16 protein-coding genes and 2 pseudogenes are annotated in these 16,430 nt (G+C 57.5%); 15 read left to right on the forward strand and 3 right to left on the reverse strand.

From position 1 onward, the window contains the following. Nucleotides 1-95: 95 nt before the first annotated feature. The 15 genes and pseudogenes from B8783_RS18125 to B8783_RS18895 all read left to right on the forward strand — a co-directional run. Nucleotides 96-1,160 carry a phosphotransferase gene (locus tag B8783_RS18125; RefSeq protein WP_084421818.1) on the forward strand — a complete coding sequence of 355 codons (1,065 nt, stop codon included), beginning with the start codon at nt 96-98 and terminating at the stop codon, nt 1,158-1,160. Between the two features lie 678 nt (nt 1,161-1,838). Next, complete coding sequence (locus B8783_RS18130) at nt 1,839-3,122, forward strand: tyrosine-type recombinase/integrase (RefSeq protein WP_084421820.1); 1,284 nt, start codon at nt 1,839-1,841, stop codon at nt 3,120-3,122. Beyond that, nucleotides 3,119-3,736 (forward strand): hypothetical protein, encoded by a 618-nt coding sequence (locus B8783_RS18135; protein ID WP_084421822.1) that lies wholly within the window; start codon nt 3,119-3,121, stop codon nt 3,734-3,736. The genes B8783_RS18130 and B8783_RS18135 overlap by 4 nt, the downstream gene beginning before the upstream one ends. 102 nt (nt 3,737-3,838) lie before the next feature. Further along, a complete protein-coding gene (locus B8783_RS18140; RefSeq protein WP_084421824.1) occupies nt 3,839-4,027 on the forward strand; it encodes a helix-turn-helix transcriptional regulator in 189 nt (62 codons plus the stop codon). Further along, nucleotides 4,024-4,341 (forward strand): hypothetical protein, encoded by a 318-nt coding sequence (locus B8783_RS18145; protein WP_084421826.1) that lies wholly within the window; start codon nt 4,024-4,026, stop codon nt 4,339-4,341. Before B8783_RS18140 ends, B8783_RS18145 begins: the two co-directional genes overlap by 4 nt. Beyond that, nucleotides 4,334-4,603 (forward strand): hypothetical protein, encoded by a 270-nt coding sequence (locus tag B8783_RS18150; protein WP_084421828.1) that lies wholly within the window; start codon nt 4,334-4,336, stop codon nt 4,601-4,603. The genes B8783_RS18145 and B8783_RS18150 overlap by 8 nt, the downstream gene beginning before the upstream one ends. After that, complete coding sequence (locus B8783_RS18155; protein ID WP_084421829.1) at nt 4,603-5,730, forward strand: AAA family ATPase; 1,128 nt, start codon at nt 4,603-4,605, stop codon at nt 5,728-5,730. The genes B8783_RS18150 and B8783_RS18155 overlap by 1 nt, the downstream gene beginning before the upstream one ends. 238 nt (nt 5,731-5,968) lie before the next feature. Continuing rightward, the gene (locus B8783_RS18160; protein WP_199288168.1) at nt 5,969-7,483 is read left to right on the forward strand and encodes a terminase TerL endonuclease subunit; all 1,515 of its coding nucleotides are present in this window, start codon (nt 5,969-5,971) and stop codon (nt 7,481-7,483) included. Further along, complete coding sequence (locus tag B8783_RS18165; RefSeq protein ID WP_084421831.1) at nt 7,474-7,797, forward strand: HNH endonuclease; 324 nt, start codon at nt 7,474-7,476, stop codon at nt 7,795-7,797. Before B8783_RS18160 ends, B8783_RS18165 begins: the two co-directional genes overlap by 10 nt. Before the next feature lie 2 nt (nt 7,798-7,799). Continuing rightward, nucleotides 7,800-9,056, forward strand: a complete 1,257-nt coding sequence (locus tag B8783_RS18170) for a phage major capsid protein (protein ID WP_084421833.1) — start codon at nt 7,800-7,802, stop codon at nt 9,054-9,056. Next, nucleotides 9,056-9,679 carry an HK97 family phage prohead protease gene (locus B8783_RS18175; RefSeq protein WP_084421835.1) on the forward strand — a complete coding sequence of 208 codons (624 nt, stop codon included), beginning with the start codon at nt 9,056-9,058 and terminating at the stop codon, nt 9,677-9,679. The genes B8783_RS18170 and B8783_RS18175 overlap by 1 nt, the downstream gene beginning before the upstream one ends. Before the next feature lies 1 nt (nt 9,680). Further along, entirely contained in the window at nt 9,681-10,214 is a 534-nt protein-coding gene (locus B8783_RS18180; RefSeq protein ID WP_084421837.1) for a hypothetical protein, read from the forward strand. Nucleotides 10,215-10,216: 2 nt separating this feature from the next. Further along, nucleotides 10,217-11,272, forward strand: a complete 1,056-nt coding sequence (locus B8783_RS18185) for a phage portal protein (RefSeq protein WP_084421839.1) — start codon at nt 10,217-10,219, stop codon at nt 11,270-11,272. Between the two features lie 213 nt (nt 11,273-11,485). Further along, nucleotides 11,486-11,839: a hypothetical protein gene (locus tag B8783_RS18190; protein WP_084421840.1), complete on the forward strand. Its 354-nt coding sequence runs from the start codon at nt 11,486-11,488 to the stop codon at nt 11,837-11,839. 721 nt (nt 11,840-12,560) lie between these two features. Next, nucleotides 12,561-12,708 (forward strand): annotated as a pseudogene (locus B8783_RS18895) (integrase catalytic domain-containing protein); the annotation flags it as partial. Between the two features lie 51 nt (nt 12,709-12,759). On the opposite strand, the pseudogene B8783_RS18935 reads toward B8783_RS18895, so the two are convergent. The 3 genes and pseudogenes from B8783_RS18935 to B8783_RS18205 form a co-directional block, all read right to left on the reverse strand. Further along, nucleotides 12,760-13,340, reverse strand: a pseudogene (locus B8783_RS18935) (IS66 family transposase); the annotation flags it as partial. 662 nt (nt 13,341-14,002) lie between these two features. Then, nucleotides 14,003-14,689 (reverse strand): OmpW/AlkL family protein, encoded by a 687-nt coding sequence (locus B8783_RS18200; RefSeq protein WP_009802132.1) that lies wholly within the window; start codon nt 14,687-14,689, stop codon nt 14,003-14,005. 94 nt (nt 14,690-14,783) lie between these two features. After that, nucleotides 14,784-16,406: a long-chain fatty acid--CoA ligase gene (locus tag B8783_RS18205; RefSeq protein ID WP_169711863.1), complete on the reverse strand. Its 1,623-nt coding sequence runs from the start codon at nt 16,404-16,406 to the stop codon at nt 14,784-14,786. Nucleotides 16,407-16,430 lie beyond the last annotated feature (24 nt).

A 16,430-nucleotide genomic window follows, 5' to 3' on the forward strand; every position in this document is an offset into this window, starting at 1 on the left:
CAATGCCCGTTCATCGCATTTCCTCATGACTTCCTGAGGTCCCAAATCACCGATTAAATTATACAAGTGTTTTAATTGTAAAAAGGATATTCGCTATGAGTGAACTCATGCTGCCACACACCTTCGAAGACTTCACGGCCGACTGGTTCACTGAGGCCCTGTCGGCGAAGTTCCCAGGCGTGAACGTCAGCAATTTTACCCGCAGCGGGGACCGGATCGGAACGTCCGCCTCGTGTACGTTTTCGCTGGAATACTCCGATCGCGGAACCGCCGACGATCCACCCAGCTCAGTTTACATAAAAGGTGGTTTTACGGAGAAGCAGCTAAATCGGTACTGGGTCGTCCTGCAGCAGGAAGTCCGCTTCTTCAACGATATGGCGCAAGATGTGCCGATGAATATTCCGCACTGCTATTTTGCCGCCTGCGATGACAAGCGACAGGGCCTCACAATGCTGGAAGATATCGTGGCCACGCGCGGCGCGAGGTTCGGCAATTGGGGCGCGCTCACTGTCGACGAGGTCGCAGCCTTGCTGGAGCAGTTCGCCCGCATGCATGCACGCTGGTCGGATGACCCTCGCCTCAAGGGGCTAGACGGGTTTGAAAAGCCGCAGAGAGAGTTCTTCCAGTACGTGCTGCGCGACAAGCACTGGGAGGAATTGAAGACACGCCAGTTCGGGCCTCGCCTCGATCGACTATTTCCCGACCCCCAATTGCTACGCGACGCGCTGACACGCCTGTGGGAACTGAACGACGCTGCCCCAAAAACGCTTTGCCACGGCGACGCGCACGGCGGCAACATGTTCTTCGAGCGCGATGGAACGCCCGGTGTTCTCGACTTCCAGCTCTATTTTGCCGGCACACATATGCACGACGTGTCATGGCTAATCGTAAGCGCGCTTTCGATTGAGGATCGCCGGAAGGAAGAACAGCGCCTTCTTCGGCATTATCTCGACGCGGCGCGCGCTGCGGGCATGGATGTCTATTCCTTTGATCAGGCCTGGCTAATCTACCGTCAGCAGATGGCCCATGCCGTGCCTAGCGGCGCATGCAATCCAATCGAGGCAGGTCCAATCGATATGATCAATGCTGCGGGCGAAGTTGTGACCGTTGCTGCTGAAGATCATGACGTCCTAGGGGCGCTGGGTATTGCCCGCAGGTGACGTTGTTGGGAACCTGGCAGATCATGAAGAGGATTTTGTGCGCCAAAAGGTGATGAAGTCAGCATCTGTCAGGACTGGCCGACCGCATTGTTCGGAACAACAGGAAGTATCCGGCCAACTGAGCTGGAGATGACCCTTTCCGGGGTATCGTCGTATAAGCCAGCGCGTTGCTCATTCCCGGTTTGTGCCCGAATTTCGGTGAGAGCGGGAGACAAGGCCGTCGATCTCTTTCTCATACACCGCATTTTGCAATCTTCGATGAATGGCGTCTCGCAGGACTCAGTCTGCGGCACTTCAACCGATAAGGCCGTTTCTAGATTGAACACTAAGAGATCTGGCGAAATTGGCGGGGTAGGGGCTTCGGCTGGAAAATCGCGGCTGATCAGGGATTTCGGCTAAAACAGAGACCGCAGCCCAAGAAAAAGCCCGCCAGTGGCGGGCGATTTCGGGAAATCCGAGATCTGGTCTTCAAATCAGGGACTGCGTGGCGGAGAGAGAGGCTGACTATCTGCCGTAACGACCCGTAACGGTTCGTAACATTGCCGTATTATTACAGTGCATTAGTGGCTTTTTCTTGTAACGCCCCGTTGCCATAAAGTGCGAACAATGCCACTTTTTATGGCGGGTACAAAAGCAGGCGCATAATTTTGTGTTGGCGGATGAAACGGGATTCGAGCCATGCCAAAGAAAGCTAAAGAGCTATCCGCCGTCGAGGTGAAAAGGCTTCGCCATCCTGGGCATGGCCACAATGCCACGTTCGCGGTGGGCGGCGTCGATGGCTTGTTGATGCAGGCGACACCTACAGGCGCGCGCTCTTGGTTGTTGCGGTGCAAGGTCGGTAACAAGCGGCGGCATATCGGACTTGGCGGGTTTCCAGACGTCTCGCTTGGTCAGGCGCGCGAACGGGCACGGGATGCGCGTGACCTGATCTGGCAGGGCATCGACCCAGTTGAGCATCGCAAAGCACAGCGCGCGGCCCTGAAGGCTGCCCAGCATCGCGGGCTGACATTCTCCGAAGCGATGGAACGCTATCTGGAAAACAAGCTGTCTGAACTATCCAGCGACAAGCATCGCAAACAATGGCGCGCGACCTTGGACAAACACGCTGTTCCTGCCGTTGGCGATATGCTGGTGGACGATATTGGTGTGCATGACGTGCTGCGCATTCTCGAACCTATCTGGCAGGAAAAGACGGAAACCGCGTCCAGACTTCGCGGACGTGTTGAATCCGTCCTGTCATGGGCAACTGTGGCCGGGCATCGCACGGGCGACAATCCAGCCCGCTGGCGTGGCAACCTTGATGCGATCCTGCCGAAACCCGGACGCATCGCCAAGGTAAAGCATCACCCTGCGCTCGCCATTGATGAAGCATCTGACTGGTTTGCAGAAGTGAGGGGCAGGGAAGGCTTTGCGACCCGCGCGCTCGAATTTCTCTCAATGACTGTGGCTAGGTCTGGCGAAATTCGCGGGGCGGTCTGGAAGGAAATCGACCTTGATGCGGGAATGTGGATCATTCCCGCCGAACGCATGAAGATGCGGAAGGAGCACCGCGTCCCGCTCACAAAGGAAGCTGTCGTCTTGTTGGAAGCATTGCCGCGAATTGAGGGCAGCGAGTTTGTATTTCCTGCCGTGCGAGGGGGGATGCTGTCTGATGCGGCTCTGTCGGCTTGCATGAAGCGCATTCATGCCGCGAAGCCTGAAAAGTACGTCGATCCGCGATCCGGGCGTCCAGCCGTTCCGCATGGGCTCCGTTCAACCTTTCGGGACTGGATAGCCGAACGCACTGAATATCCAAGGGACATGGCGGAGATAGCGCTGGCGCACCATGTCGGGGGTGATGTTGAATTGGCCTATCGGCGCGGCGATCAGGTCGAAAAGCGCCGCACCATGATGGCCGCATGGGGGCGTTTCCTGCGAGGCGACGTCGGGGCGAAGATCATTACACTGGAGGCGAAGGCATGACATTTACAGTAATACCAGACGCTTTCCCACTTTCTGGCGTGATGGCAAAATTGGAGGAGGCTGACCGCTATATTGAACCGCCAATTGTCTGTGACACCCCGACAGGACAAGTTTCACGTCGTTTGCTCTGGCCTTACACACCGGGAGAGAACGCTTTTGTAGATTCTGTGGTGGCGCGGCAGGTATGGGAATATCGGCACGTTGAAATGATTAGGGATGGACTGTTGCAAAGCAATGGCCATTTAATTCTTTCATCAGATCAGCTTCCCCAGCGCGAAGTCGCGCCGAGAATTTTGGATTACATTGCCTCTTCGAGGTTGCGATATGGCATATTTGACGCGCTGGATTACAGGCTTGCAGCGCTTAAAGATTATGACGGCGGTCAGATATTCATTCCGCATGCTTTTGCAAAAAAAATCATAGAACGGATTACCCCTAAAGCTAAAGGCGGAAGGCCCGAGCACCCCGCGAAAGTGTGGTATCAAGAGCGCGGCTGTGACCGAGGCGGCATGACCATGAAGGAATTACAGCGCCAGATGAACGCTGCAGTCGGATCAGCCCCAAGCGAATCTATAATTCGTACTTGGGAGCGCGAAGCAAAAAATCGACAATAAGCCCCTACAGAAACCCGTTAAACGGTTTCTGTAGTTTTTGCAGGATTTCGAAATCGCGGCATACGTGAAGTTTGGAAGGCACCGAAACAATAAGGTGCCGCGATGCCCACTACATATCTCTCCGATGCTGACATTGCGAAACGCTACGGAATCGCCCGCCCGACTGTCTGGCGCTGGCACCGTGAGCGACCTGAATTTCCCCGCGCGATCCGTCTGACACCCGGCTGCACACGCTGGAAGCTCTCCGACATTGAGGCATGGGAAACAGCTTGCGCCGAGGTGGCCGAATGAAGGGCGATCTGCGCACTCTCACCCAACGGGCTGACTGCATAGCGCTTGCCGCCGATCACTTTACGGCGCGCGCTTATCAGGAACTGATTGATGCGATGGACGCCGTTGAAGGCGATCCTGACTTTGAGCCGTCTCTTGGAGCGCACATCTGCGATTCGCAAGAGGGCTGGGCCGACAACAATCGGGACGATGTAGAGCATGACCCCGCCGAACTAGGCGAGCTGACTGAAAGCGGTTTTCAGAACGAAGCCCCCTGGCAACTCTACACGGCGCTGTTTGGCGGCGTAGTGGATCAGGAGGGCAATTGTGTCTGATGATCGTCTGCGTGGTCCTGATCACGAATTTTCGCACCCGACACACCCTGAGGCTGTCACAACATGGCCGATACACCTTCCTCTTTACCAGTCGCATTTGAACGCGGCATTCGTTCTGGAAGCCTACGATCCGGCCCTTGCGATCTTTCACCGCCGCATGGCGGACGTTATCCGCAATCGGATGATTGAGGCCGAGCTAGGCTTGATGAACGCGCATCCTGAAAAGCGTGTGCAGCACGCTCTCAAAGCGAGGGCGGATTGATGCTGGATAATGTCACCCGCTTCGAGCGCGAATTTGCAGACCGCACGCTAGGGCCTGAAACGCCGTCCAAGAAGCCCGCCGCTTTCTTTTCAGCTGCCGATTTTGACGGCGAGGAGATTCCCGCGCGGCGCTGGCTTGTCCAAGACATGATCCCTTTCCGCACGACGACGCTTATGTCGGGTGATGGCGGCACCGGCAAATCCCAGCTTTCGCTTCAGCTGGCTGCATCTACCGCGCTTGCGCTTGCCTGGATCGGTCGGGAAGTTTTCCAAGGAACAGCCTTATTCTTCACGGCTGAGGATGAACGTGACGAGCTTCACAGACGGCTCGCCAGCATAGCCAATGTCTACGGCGCGCGCTTTTCAGACATGGACAGGCTCCGCATTTGCAGCGTTGCAGGTGACACGGCCCTTCTGGCAAACGAAGTCGCTGACACGCTTCAACCGTCACCGCTCTACGAGGCAATCGAGGCTGAGGCAGCAAGGCAGCGCCCGGCACTAATCGTTATCGACACGCTGGCAGATGTTTATCCAGCCAATGAGAACGACCGCGCCAAAGTCCGGCAATTTGTCCAGCTGCTGAACCGGCTGGCGATGCGCTTTGACTGTGCGGTTGTCCTGCTGTCGCATCCATCCCTCGCCGGTATGTCCAGCGGATCGGGCCTAAGCGGTTCAACCGCCTGGAACGGCTCTGTGCGCTCTCGTCTCTATTTCAAGCGCATTATTGAAACCGGGGAGGAAAAAGAGGCCGATCCTGACGCGCGTGTTCTGACAACCATGAAGGCTAACTATGCCCGCACGGGTGACGAGGTTTTCCTGCGTTGGCATGACGGCGTGTTTATAAATGAAGGCGCCGTGCCTAGCATCGGTGAGGGCGTGAAGGCGGAGCGTGTTTTCCTGAAGCTGCTTCGCGCTATGGAACGGCAAGGTCGCACGGTGAGCCCTAATCGCTCGAATACGTACGCGCCGACTGTGTTTGCAGGCATGCCGGACGCTGAGGGCGTGAAGAGACCGGCGTTCACAAAAGCGATGGAGTCGCTGCTTTCTCAAGAGCGGATCGAGGTGGTCAAAGAAGGCCCACCATCAAAGCAGCGCACCCATCTAAAGACTGTGGAGGGCGTCGAGTGATGACCTTCCAACGGTACCTTCCAACGGTCTTCCAACACTGTTTTCCAACGCCTTCCAACCCAATAGTGACAGGCTTCCAACGGGTGTTCCCCGACACTCTACTACTACGTAGTAGACAGGCGCTCGCCCTTGGCAGCTATGCGCCTGTCTATCTGGTCCCAATGCCGCGACTTGGAAGCCGGGGGGGTGTCGCGGGGCGGGCTATCGCGTTCGCGCTGTGCGGTTCGGAGGTGGCGCCATGCTGACCTCTACAAAGGCGATCCGTTTTCTAGAAACGCTGGAAATCCCTGAAGGTCCGAAGGCTGGCGAACTAATCAAGCTGGCACCCTACCAGAAGAAATTCGTGAAAGGCGCGCTTGCCGATGGCGTTTCGGTGGCCGCTTTGTCGATTGGACGCGGCAACGCCAAGACGGCCCTTTCCGCTGGCCTTGCCCTGGGCGAAGTAAAAGGCGAATGGGATGACCAGCCGCGCCGGGAAGTGGTCATTGCTGCGAGAACCCGCGATCAGGCCCGCATTGCTTTTGATTTTTGCGTGGGCTTCATTCGCGGCCTGTCAGAAGACGAACAAGCGCAATTCACAATCCGCCGTTCGCCTAAACTCGAAATCGAATTTGAAGACGAGAACGGCAGTCACTTCATTCGCGCGATTGCTGCCGATGGCAAATCAGCTCTGGGGTCTGCCCCGACGCTTGTGCTTATGGATGAGCGCGGCCATTGGGCCGCCGATCAAGGAGATGCGTTGGAACACGCGCTCTTGTCCGGTCTGGGCAAGCGCGGCGGCCGGGCGCTTATCATTTCCACGTCAGCCGCTGACGATGCTCACCCCTTTTCTGTCTGGCTGGATGAGGAACAAGAGGGCGTTTACGTCCAAGAGCATCGCCCGCCGCCGGGCCTGCCTGCCGATGATCTGGAAAGCCTGAAAGAAGCTAATCCGGGCGCTGCCTATGGGATCGGCTCAAGTCTGGACTGGCTTCAGGCACAAGCCCGCCGGGCAATTGCACGGGGCGGCTCAACGCTGACGAGCTTCAGGCTCTACAATCGAAATGAGCGCGTTTCAGGCGAAAACCGCGACGTGCTGCTGACCGTGGATGAATGGCTGGGCTGCGAGGTATCCGAACCGCCCGCCCGTCAAGGGCAGGTGGTGATCGGCATCGACCTTGGCGGCTCTGCCAGCATGACGGCAGCGGCTTTCTACTGGCCAGAAACTGGACGCCTGGAGGCACTGGGCACATTCCCGTCAAAGCCTTCTCTTCTGGACCGTGGCCAGCGTGACGGGGTGTCTGGCCGCTACGTCGAGATGCAAGATCGCGGCGAGCTTTCGACGCTTGGTGCGCAAACCGTGCCGGTCGCGGAATGGCTTGGCGAGGTGATGGCCCATGTCGAGGGCGAAACCGTCGCGGCGCTGACTGCCGATCGGTATAAACAGGCGGAACTTGGCGAGGCGATCGACAAGGCGGGCATCCGGTGTCCAGTTGTCTGGCGGGGGCAGGGCTTCCGTGACGGCGGCGAAGATTGCGAACGCTTCCGCCGCGCGGCCTTCGACGGCAAGGTGCAAACCATTCCGTCGCTACTGCTGCGATCTGCTTTCGCGGATGCTGTGACGCTTCGCGATCCCGCCAACAATCTGAAATTGGCCAAGGCCCGTTCAACCGGCCGCATTGATGCGGCGGCGGCAACAGTGCTGGCGGTGGCTGAAGGTGCCCGGATCATGGGGCGGCCGTCTCACAAGGGGGGCCGGTTCGCATGGGGTTGAGGGAACACAAGCGCCACTCTGCCGGCGTCACGCGCGGCCCGCGCTGGAAAACCATGCGGATGAAGGCGCTCGACCGCGACGGCTGGGCCTGCGTCCAGTGCGGCGAGCGGCGGCGGCTCGAAATCGACCATGTGCAGCCCGTCCGCACACACCCGGAATTGTCTTACGTGCTGGCAAATCTGCAAACACTCTGCGGGCGCTGTCATGCCCGCAAGACAAGAATTGAGGTTGGCATGGGCCAGCCCGATCCCGCCCGCGAGGCGTGGAAATCCCTGCTGCGATCCATGCAGCGCAATCCAAATAATGGAGACTAAACATGCTTGAGAGCGTGAAAATCACCCGTCGCCAGTCTGAGATCAGGCAGGAGCTGGCGGGCCTTGTCGGAAAAGAAAAGCCGACTGAAGACGAAACCCGGTCGATGGAAACACTCGATTCGGAATATCGGCAGAATGAAACCCGCTATCGTGCGGCCCTGACTTCTGAAGACACCGAACGTCGCGAAGCTGGCGAGGAACTGGAAACCCGTTCTGACAAGGAATGGGCGAAAGTCATGGCCGGTTTCGAGATGCGGCAAGTGGCCTTGTCTCTCGATGAGGGCCGGGCACTTGACGGCAAGACCGGCGAGATCGTGCAGGAGCTTCGCTCGCATGGCGGCTATCGCGGCGTTCCTGTCCCGTGGGAAGCGCTGGAAACCCGCGCCGGTGAGACGGTCGCCAGCGGCACGCCAAATCCTATCCGCACCGCGCCTATCATTGAGCGTCTGTTTGCTGGCTCTGTGGCGGCTCGCATGGGCGGCCAGATGGTGAATGTCGGCATGGGGGAAATGGAATATCCCGTGACGACTTCTGCGGTGTCGGCAGGCTGGGCGAACGGTGAAACCGGAAACGTGACCGGGCCGAGCGCTTACACCACATTGGACCGCCCGTTGAAGCCTGATCACAATCTGGGCGTCCAGATGCGCATCACCCGCAAAACGCTGAAGCAATCCGGGGCAGGACTGGAACAGGCGGTGCGCCGGGATATGAATGGCGCAATCGAGGAAGCGTTTGACCGTGCCGTGTTTCAGGGCAGCGGATCGGCAGGTGAGCCAACGGGCCTTTTTGCCGGGGCTGACGCATGGGGCATCGAAGAAACCGATGTGGATGCAGCCGCGACCTGGGCCGCGATCCGTGCTGAAATCGTGGGCTTCATTACCGGCAATGCGGCAACCGGCCCCGGTGACGTTCGCGGGCTTTTCCGGCCCGAAGTCTGGGATGCAATGGATGACGCGATCTGGGACGCTGGAAGCGGCATCACGGAATGGGACCGCATGGCCAGCAAGCTGGGCGAAACGGTTCTGTCGCACAATGCACTTGCCGCCCCGGCTGGCGATCCGCTTGCGTCCAAGGTGGTGCTCACAACAACCGCCGGCGGCGTCGCACCTTTCTTTGTCGGAACATGGGGCGCGGTCGATCTTATCCGCGATCCGTACTCTGACGCACAATCGGGCGCGCTTCGCCTGACGGCACTGGCCACGATGGACGTGACCATTTCCCGCGCGGTGCAGACACGCATCCTGAACGGGGTCGAGTAATGCTCTGGGGCGGTCACAGTGGCGGGCTGGAACTCCGCAAGCGGGCATCCGGTGGCTTGGCGCTGCGTGGCCGCTTCCCTTATGGAAATCGCGCGGTCCTGTCCGATGGAGGCAGGACCGGGCGTCCCCGAAAGGAAGTCATAGCGCCGCGGGCTTTCGCCTATCGGGTCGATAATCCCGACGAGGATATTCACTTTCTGGTTGGTCATTCATATGACAGGCCGCTTGCTTCACGAAAAGCGGGCACGCTGGACCTGCAAGACAGTGACGAAGCCCTGACATTTGAGGCGCGAATTACACCGGAAATGCAGGAAGTAAGCTATGTGCGGGACTTTCTCACTTCGTTCAATGCCGGGCTGATTGTCGGACTTTCGCCCGGCTTCCGCATTCCGCCGAAACGGGCCGTGCAGGAAGCTGAGCGCATCGAGGATGAAGGCAGCGATCCTGAAAATGGTGAGCACAATGCGATCATTCGCACGGTGCTTCAGGCGCTTCTTTATGAAATGAGCGTTGTCACCCGGCCAGCCTATGATGGCACCCAGATAGAGGCGCGCAATTGGTCAGCCGAAACATTTGATCCGTCCGCCGGTCTGGTCCGCACCCTAAGCAGATGGAGGGTGTGACATGGCTGTGACACTGAAACAGACTGAAGCTATTCCAGCCAGCTATCCCGATAGCCCGGACGGGTTGTCAGACAAGGCGGCAGCGGTTCCGGCTGATGCGATCTGGGAGCGTATCGAATCTTATATCGCGCACCGCTTCACGCCGCGCTCTGTGGTCTGGACTGTTGAGGGCGGCGGTGACTGGCAAGCCCCTTTGACCCCGGCCAGCTTCGAGACTGTCGAGGTCTGGTCAGATGGTGTCTGGGCTGACTGCATGCCGGACGCATCGCCCTGGGGCGGTTATGAGCTTCCAGGCGATAGACCCTACCGGATCACCGCTGATGTTGGTGGGGGGGATGTTCCTGCCGCCGTCTCCGAAGCCTTCCGGCGTATGGCTGAATATCTGGCCGAACCGCGCCGCGCGGCGGGGTCTTCCAGCTTTTCCATGCGGCTGGACGTAATCGAAATATCAATGCAGCGGAATCCCGCCTGGCTGGCGCGTGCAATGCAAAACAGCGGCGCTGGTGATTTGTTGCGTCCCTATAGGAGGCCGTGAAAATGTGGCCATTCAAACGAAGAGTAACCGAAGAAACCCGCGCCAGCGGTTCCGGCTTCACCGCTGAAATCATGGCGGCGCGGGAAGCTTACATTTCCGGGCGGCGAGGCATTGGCGAATTGACCGCCACGGCGCAAGGCGCTGTCTCGCTCTGGGAGAGCGGGCTATCGCTTGCCGATGTGAAGGGCACTGATTTACTGGACCGCCGATCCCTTGCCCTTTCTGGCCGTTCGCTCGCCTTGCGAGGCGAAGCGTTGTTCCTGATCCGGGATGACGGGCTTGTGCCATGCAGCGATTGGGACTTGCGCACGCGCAATGCGAGGCCGACCGCTTATCGTGTTTCAGTTTCCGAGGCAGGAGGCGGGCGAACCGAAACGGCGCTGGCCGGTGAGGTGTTGCACTTCCGAATCGGCTGCGATGTGGCCGCGCCTTATTATGGCACCGCACCGCTGAAACGTGCGCAACTCACCGCCGGTCTGTTGAACGCCGTCGAAACGGCGTTGGCAGAAATTTACGAGACGGCCCCGCTGGCGTCCCTTATTGTGCCATTTCCGGAAGCCCCGGAAACCGATCTTGAGGGCATGGCGCGCGGCTTTCGTGGCAATCGCGGCAAGGTGCTCATTCGCGAATCGGTAAACGTCGCTGCGGCGGGCGGACCCGCACCGATGCAGGATTGGAAGCCGCACGATCTAAGCCCGGACCTGTCGAAGACGATGACGACCGAAACGCTGGGCGCGGCCCGCGATGCGATCAATACCGCTTTCGGCGTGCTGCCCGGCCTGGTCAATTCAGCATCGACCGGGCCGATGGTTCGAGAGTGTCAGCGGCATCTGGCGCAATGGGTCTTGCAGCCGATGGCGGCCAGCATGGCGGAAGAGGCCAGCAACAAGCTGGGCGAAAGGGTTTCACTCGACGTAATGCGGCCCTTGCAGGCTTTCGATGCGGGCGGACGTGCCCGCGCAATCACCGCGATCATTGGTGCGCTGGTGCAAGCCAAAGTGGCCGGTGTTGATCCGACTGACGCCATGAAAATGGTCGACTGGGGGAACGAATACTGAGACCGGGCTGGCCGCCCTGCGGTTTTTAACAGTCACCGCGAAAGGCCGGGATCAGTCAGACAGTGCCCGGCATGGTCTTGCCACAAACCCTGAAAGGACGCGGCGGAATTTCCTTTCCCGCGCGGCGTCCATATCCTCTATCAAAAGGGATTAGATCAATGCCTAGCGGCTCGAATCGTGTGACTAGAGTACTCCCGTAATGTCGAGGCTACTATGAAAGTTCACCTGCTTGTTTGTCCTGAAAAAGGCGAGAAACCCGAATATACATTTGCGATGGAGATGCCATCTTTGCCGCATTCTGGTGATTATCTCAGCGTTTTAAGAATTGACCCAAAGACCAAAGAAGCCTTGACCGACGAAAGCGGGCAATTGCAGTTCGAAAGTTACGTAGTGGTTCGACGGCGGTTTGTTTGTCATTTTCCTGACGATGGAAAAATCTATAATAATCAGGGTCAGGGCTTCACGGATGACGTTGGCATAGAGCTGCGCCCGGCGAAGAGCTACTACACTGCACAGAATTTCGAGAAGTTCTTGAGCGCCGATTCCGAAAAGTGGGAATGGGGATAACTCTAACTACAAATGTTTGGCAGTAAGAATGGCGGGTGGCAGAATGCCATATAATTTAATGCATTAAATACAACGCATTATGGGCGCATGTGGCGGGCCGTGCGGGATGAAGGTGGGCACTATTGCTACGCGATAGCACTATGATGACATTAACATTTTCGGTTGTTGGCTGGAATGGAAGCCATTTGATACGGAGGTCGCAGGGTGTCCACACATGATCCAGGAGGAGCCGCGCAGAGGCGGGAAAAATTCTTCGGAAGGACGGTTTCAAGGTCCGGCAGGTGTCGTCCAAGTCACCCGGCGTTAGCCGGGAACAAGGGGCGAGGCACTTCATTTGGAAATGGAAAGAACTTCTACTGGCCGGCTGCGGCTTCATCGCGTATCACCATTACTGATGAATTGACCTGATGCAGGACGCTTGACGGGGGTGCCCAATGGAATCGAGGCTGGCCACAAGCTTTGAGGACTTAAAAAGGTGTATTGCAGGGGAAAGGTGACACCCGACGTCTGGTCACCTCTCGGCGCCAAAAGCGTCTCGACGATGAAAAGTGCTGGTGCGCCGATCGGTTTTTAGTCAAGAAAGCGGGACGTGCTTGCGTACTCCTCGCTCGGGCCGGAGCAGTTTGAGGTTGCCTGGAAAGCTGGCATCGATTTTTGGACGACAGTTCCGAAAGAATCCGCGAGGGTGTTCGTTGTAAAGACCGGATTAAAGTCAGATGAACTCGACCTTGTGTGCGGCAAGATTGACTATCCGAAGACGATCCGGGTCGACCAAGGCTCTGAGTTCATCTCCCGTGAACTTCGACCTATAGGCACATCCAAACAATGTGACGCTGGACGCCTCACGGCCCGGAAAACCGACAGACAGTAAGCGCCTCGCCGATCGCCTACGGATTTAGGCATGACATTTTCCGGAATCGTCAGGGCATGAGTTCCTCGATCTGGCTCTGCGGATGGCCGTTGATGATGGCGTCGAAGGTATCTGCGCGGTAGGCAATGGGATTAACGTCGTTGAGCTTGCAGGTGGCCACGACGGATGAGAGCAGCGCTCAGTTTTCGGCCGCGATCTCGTGTCCAGAAAACAGGGCATTTTTTCTGATTAGGCATATCGGCCGGATGGCGTTTTCGACCGGGTTGGTATCGAACTCGAGCCGGCCATCGCCAGGAAGCGGGTGAGCCCTTCCCAATGGGCAAGACCTTAGAGAATGTCTTCGGCCAGCTTAGAGCCGGAGGAGACCCTTGACAATTGCTTTTCAAACTAGGGCTTCAAGGCGGCTATGATCGGGGAGGAGTGCCGTTGTCGCGCGGCGATCCGAGTTTGTGGCGTCATTCCTCGCACCGTCGCCTCAATGGCGTATAGCTTAGTGAACTGGCGCACGGCGGCCTCGGCGATCGGGGACTTGGTGTTGCGCGCCAGCTTCACGAACCTTCGGCGCAGATGGACCCAGCATTGGACGAGCTTCCACGGTCCTTGCGGTCATTCCAGGCGCGTCAGCCGTTCGCTGACGTCCTGGCCAATCCTGGCCATCTCGCCGCAGCCGCACGGGCACAACGCGCGCTCGGGCTAGATGACCTGCTGCACCCGCGGCCTCACGCCGACAGGCGCGCGCCGAGCGCCTGAGCTTTGGGATGGCTCCGGGCTCGGCGCGCTCGCCAACCAACACGCTTTGAGCTATTCAACCAACGGACTCTCCCAATAATCTCGGAACCCATTGGGGGCGCCTCAGGACGTCCATTTTGCCGTCTGCTCCCAATTGGACCGTCCGACTCTAACGATCGGCGGACTCTTGCCACATTCACCTCATGCGCCGCACGAGGGGAGCAGTGTGGCGCTTACGACAGACAATGACTTTTCATCGAGTCATTCAATGGCCGGCTCAGGGCAAAATGCCTGAACCAGCACTGATGGATCGCCTCGTTAGAGCCAGCCGTTAGAGGTAAGGAAGCGCCAAATACTCCAGCCCTGAATGAGGGCACTTTTAGGGGCGGCCAAAAAATAAGGTGAGACTCCCAGAATAAACTCTGCCGCGTGGAGCTTAGGTCAGTCACGCAATACGTGTCCGCTTCGTTCTGAGGTCGGGCCCGTTTCCTCACATCTCCAAGAGCTTGCTTTTCGAGTTTTTGTTACTCACTTTCCTTGCCAGCTCTTCTAGCAATAATAGCTTAAAACCGGTAGGCAATACCGATATTGAGAATTGTTGGGTCCACCGAAATCTTGCCTCTGACTGGCGCCCCGCCGAGTGTCCCAGAGATATCTGTTTCGAATGGCGTGTAACGTATATCGGCATTGGCAAACCAATTATCGCTCATTTGATAGCGCATTCCAACTTGGACAGCGGGCGCCCAGGCGTCTTTCAAGTCGAAGTCCGCGAGTGCATCCCCTTGTTCTTCCAGAAACAAGATTCGAGCGATACCGGCACCAACATAAGGGCTAACGGATGAATTAGTCGAAAAGTGATATTGAAGCGACAAAACAGCAGGGCCATATTCCGTCTCTCCAACAGGCAGTCCTGCCAAACTGCCGCTCCCTGCAAGATTAGCGCTGGCAGGCAAACCACCAAAGAAGTTCAACGCTACAGATGAATTCAAAAAATAGGAAACGTCGAAACTCAGCGTGGTGTCATCGGTGATATTGACACCAGCCCCGGGTATTGGCGCACCGCCCGCGCTGATTGAATCCAACGTTTCGTTCGTGAATACTTTCGCCGCATTCAGGCCAAAAAGCCAGTCGCCCTTGGAGTAAAGCGGTTCCGCATTTGCGACGCTGAACGACGAAAAGCCACCGATCATCGTGATTAACACAAACTTCGAGGCAAAAGGCCCCTTGGATTTTACATTAGATTGTTTCATTTATTCCTCCCTTTTGGTCGTTTTTTTCGCGCCCTATGCGCGGTCGCAAACAGGCGGAACATGCGATCCGCAAACCCGCTTGCCTGATTTCAGGCTATGCCAGAAGCACGTCCCCATAGGCTTCCCGCAGCTTGTTCTTCAGCACCTTACCGGTTGCGTTTCGTGGAAGTTCATCCACAAAAACGACCGTATCCGGGATCTGCCATTTGGCGACTTTGTCAGAAAAGAAGGCAATCAAATCCTTCTCTGACACTTTTGCTCCTGGTGCCTTGACCGCGACAAGGACCGGCCGTTCGTCCCATTTTTCATGTTTTGCCGCGATTGCGGCGGCATCCACGATACCGGGATGACCGACCGCGATGCCCTCAAGTTCGACGGTGGAAATCCATTCGCCGCCAGATTTGATGATGTCCTTGGAGCGATCCCGGATCGTCATGAACCCATCGGCATCAATCGAGGCCACATCGCCGGTTTCAAACCATCCATCGGATGCCAAAGTCGTGCCTGGCTCCGCACCAAAATAGCTGTCTACGACCCAATGGCCGCGAATGCGAAGATTGCCTTGCGCCGCCCCATCCTCGGGAAGTGTGCTGCCTTCATCGTCAACGATCTTGAGTTCCACGCCATAGGGCGGGCGGCCCTGGCTTTCTCGCACTTTCGCCTGCTCTTCCTCGGTCATGCCTGCATGGCGTTCCAGCAAGGCATTCGCGGTCCCGAGAGGCGAGGTTTCGGTCATGCCCCAGGCGTGCACGACTTCGGTGCCATATTTGTCGCGGAATTCGGCGATCATCGACGGGGGACAAGCCGACCCACCGACCACTGTCCGTGTGAGGGTTTCGGCTTTGGAGCCGAGTTTGTCGAGCGATGCGAGAAGCCCCTGCCAGATTGTAGGAACACCAAGCGCGACCGTCACGCCTTCGTCGTCGATGAGCCGTGTAAGGCTGTCACCATCAAGTCCCGGACCAGGCAGGACCAGCTTTGCGCCGACCATCGCAGCAGCATATGGGATGCCCCAGGCATTGACGTGGAACATCGGAACCACGGGCATCATCACTTCGCGTGCTGAAATGTTCAGCGTATCGGGAAGGGCCGCGCCCAACGAATGTAACACCGTAGAGCGGTGCGAATACAGAACGCCCTTGGGGTTTCCTGTAGTCCCGGAAGTATAGCAAAGGCTGGATGCATCATTCTCATCGACATCCACCCAATCGGCGTTTTCGTCGCCCGAGGCCAGGAAGTCCTCGTAGAACACAAGTCCGGGGATTTTTCTTGCTGCTTTTTCATCACGCACGGACATAAGAACGAAGGTATCGACAGTCGTCAGCTTCTCCTTGATCCCCTCAATGATCGGCAGGAACGTCTTGTCAAAAAAGATGACCCGATCTTTCGCGTGGTTGATGATATAGACAAGCTGTTCCGGGAAAAGGCGCGGATTGATCGTGTGACATACCATTCCACAGCAGGAAATGCCAAAGTAGCATTCTAGATGCCGCGCATTGTTCCACGCGATCGTCGCCACGCGATCCCCTTTGAAGAGCCCCATCTTTGTCAGCGCCGAGCCGAGCTGCCGGGATCTGTCAGAAATACCTTTCCAGTTCGTCTTAGTCTTTGTGCCATCTGTTTCCACCGACACAATCTCGGTGTCGCCGTGGTAGCGAGCTCCGTGGTCGATCAGTGAATGAATGGTCAGTGGCATAGCCATCATCTGTCCGCGCATTTGGCTTCCTCTTCAGAACTTGAA

Source organism: Henriciella litoralis, from assembly GCF_002088935.1.
GTDB lineage: Bacteria > Pseudomonadota > Alphaproteobacteria > Caulobacterales > Hyphomonadaceae > Henriciella > Henriciella litoralis.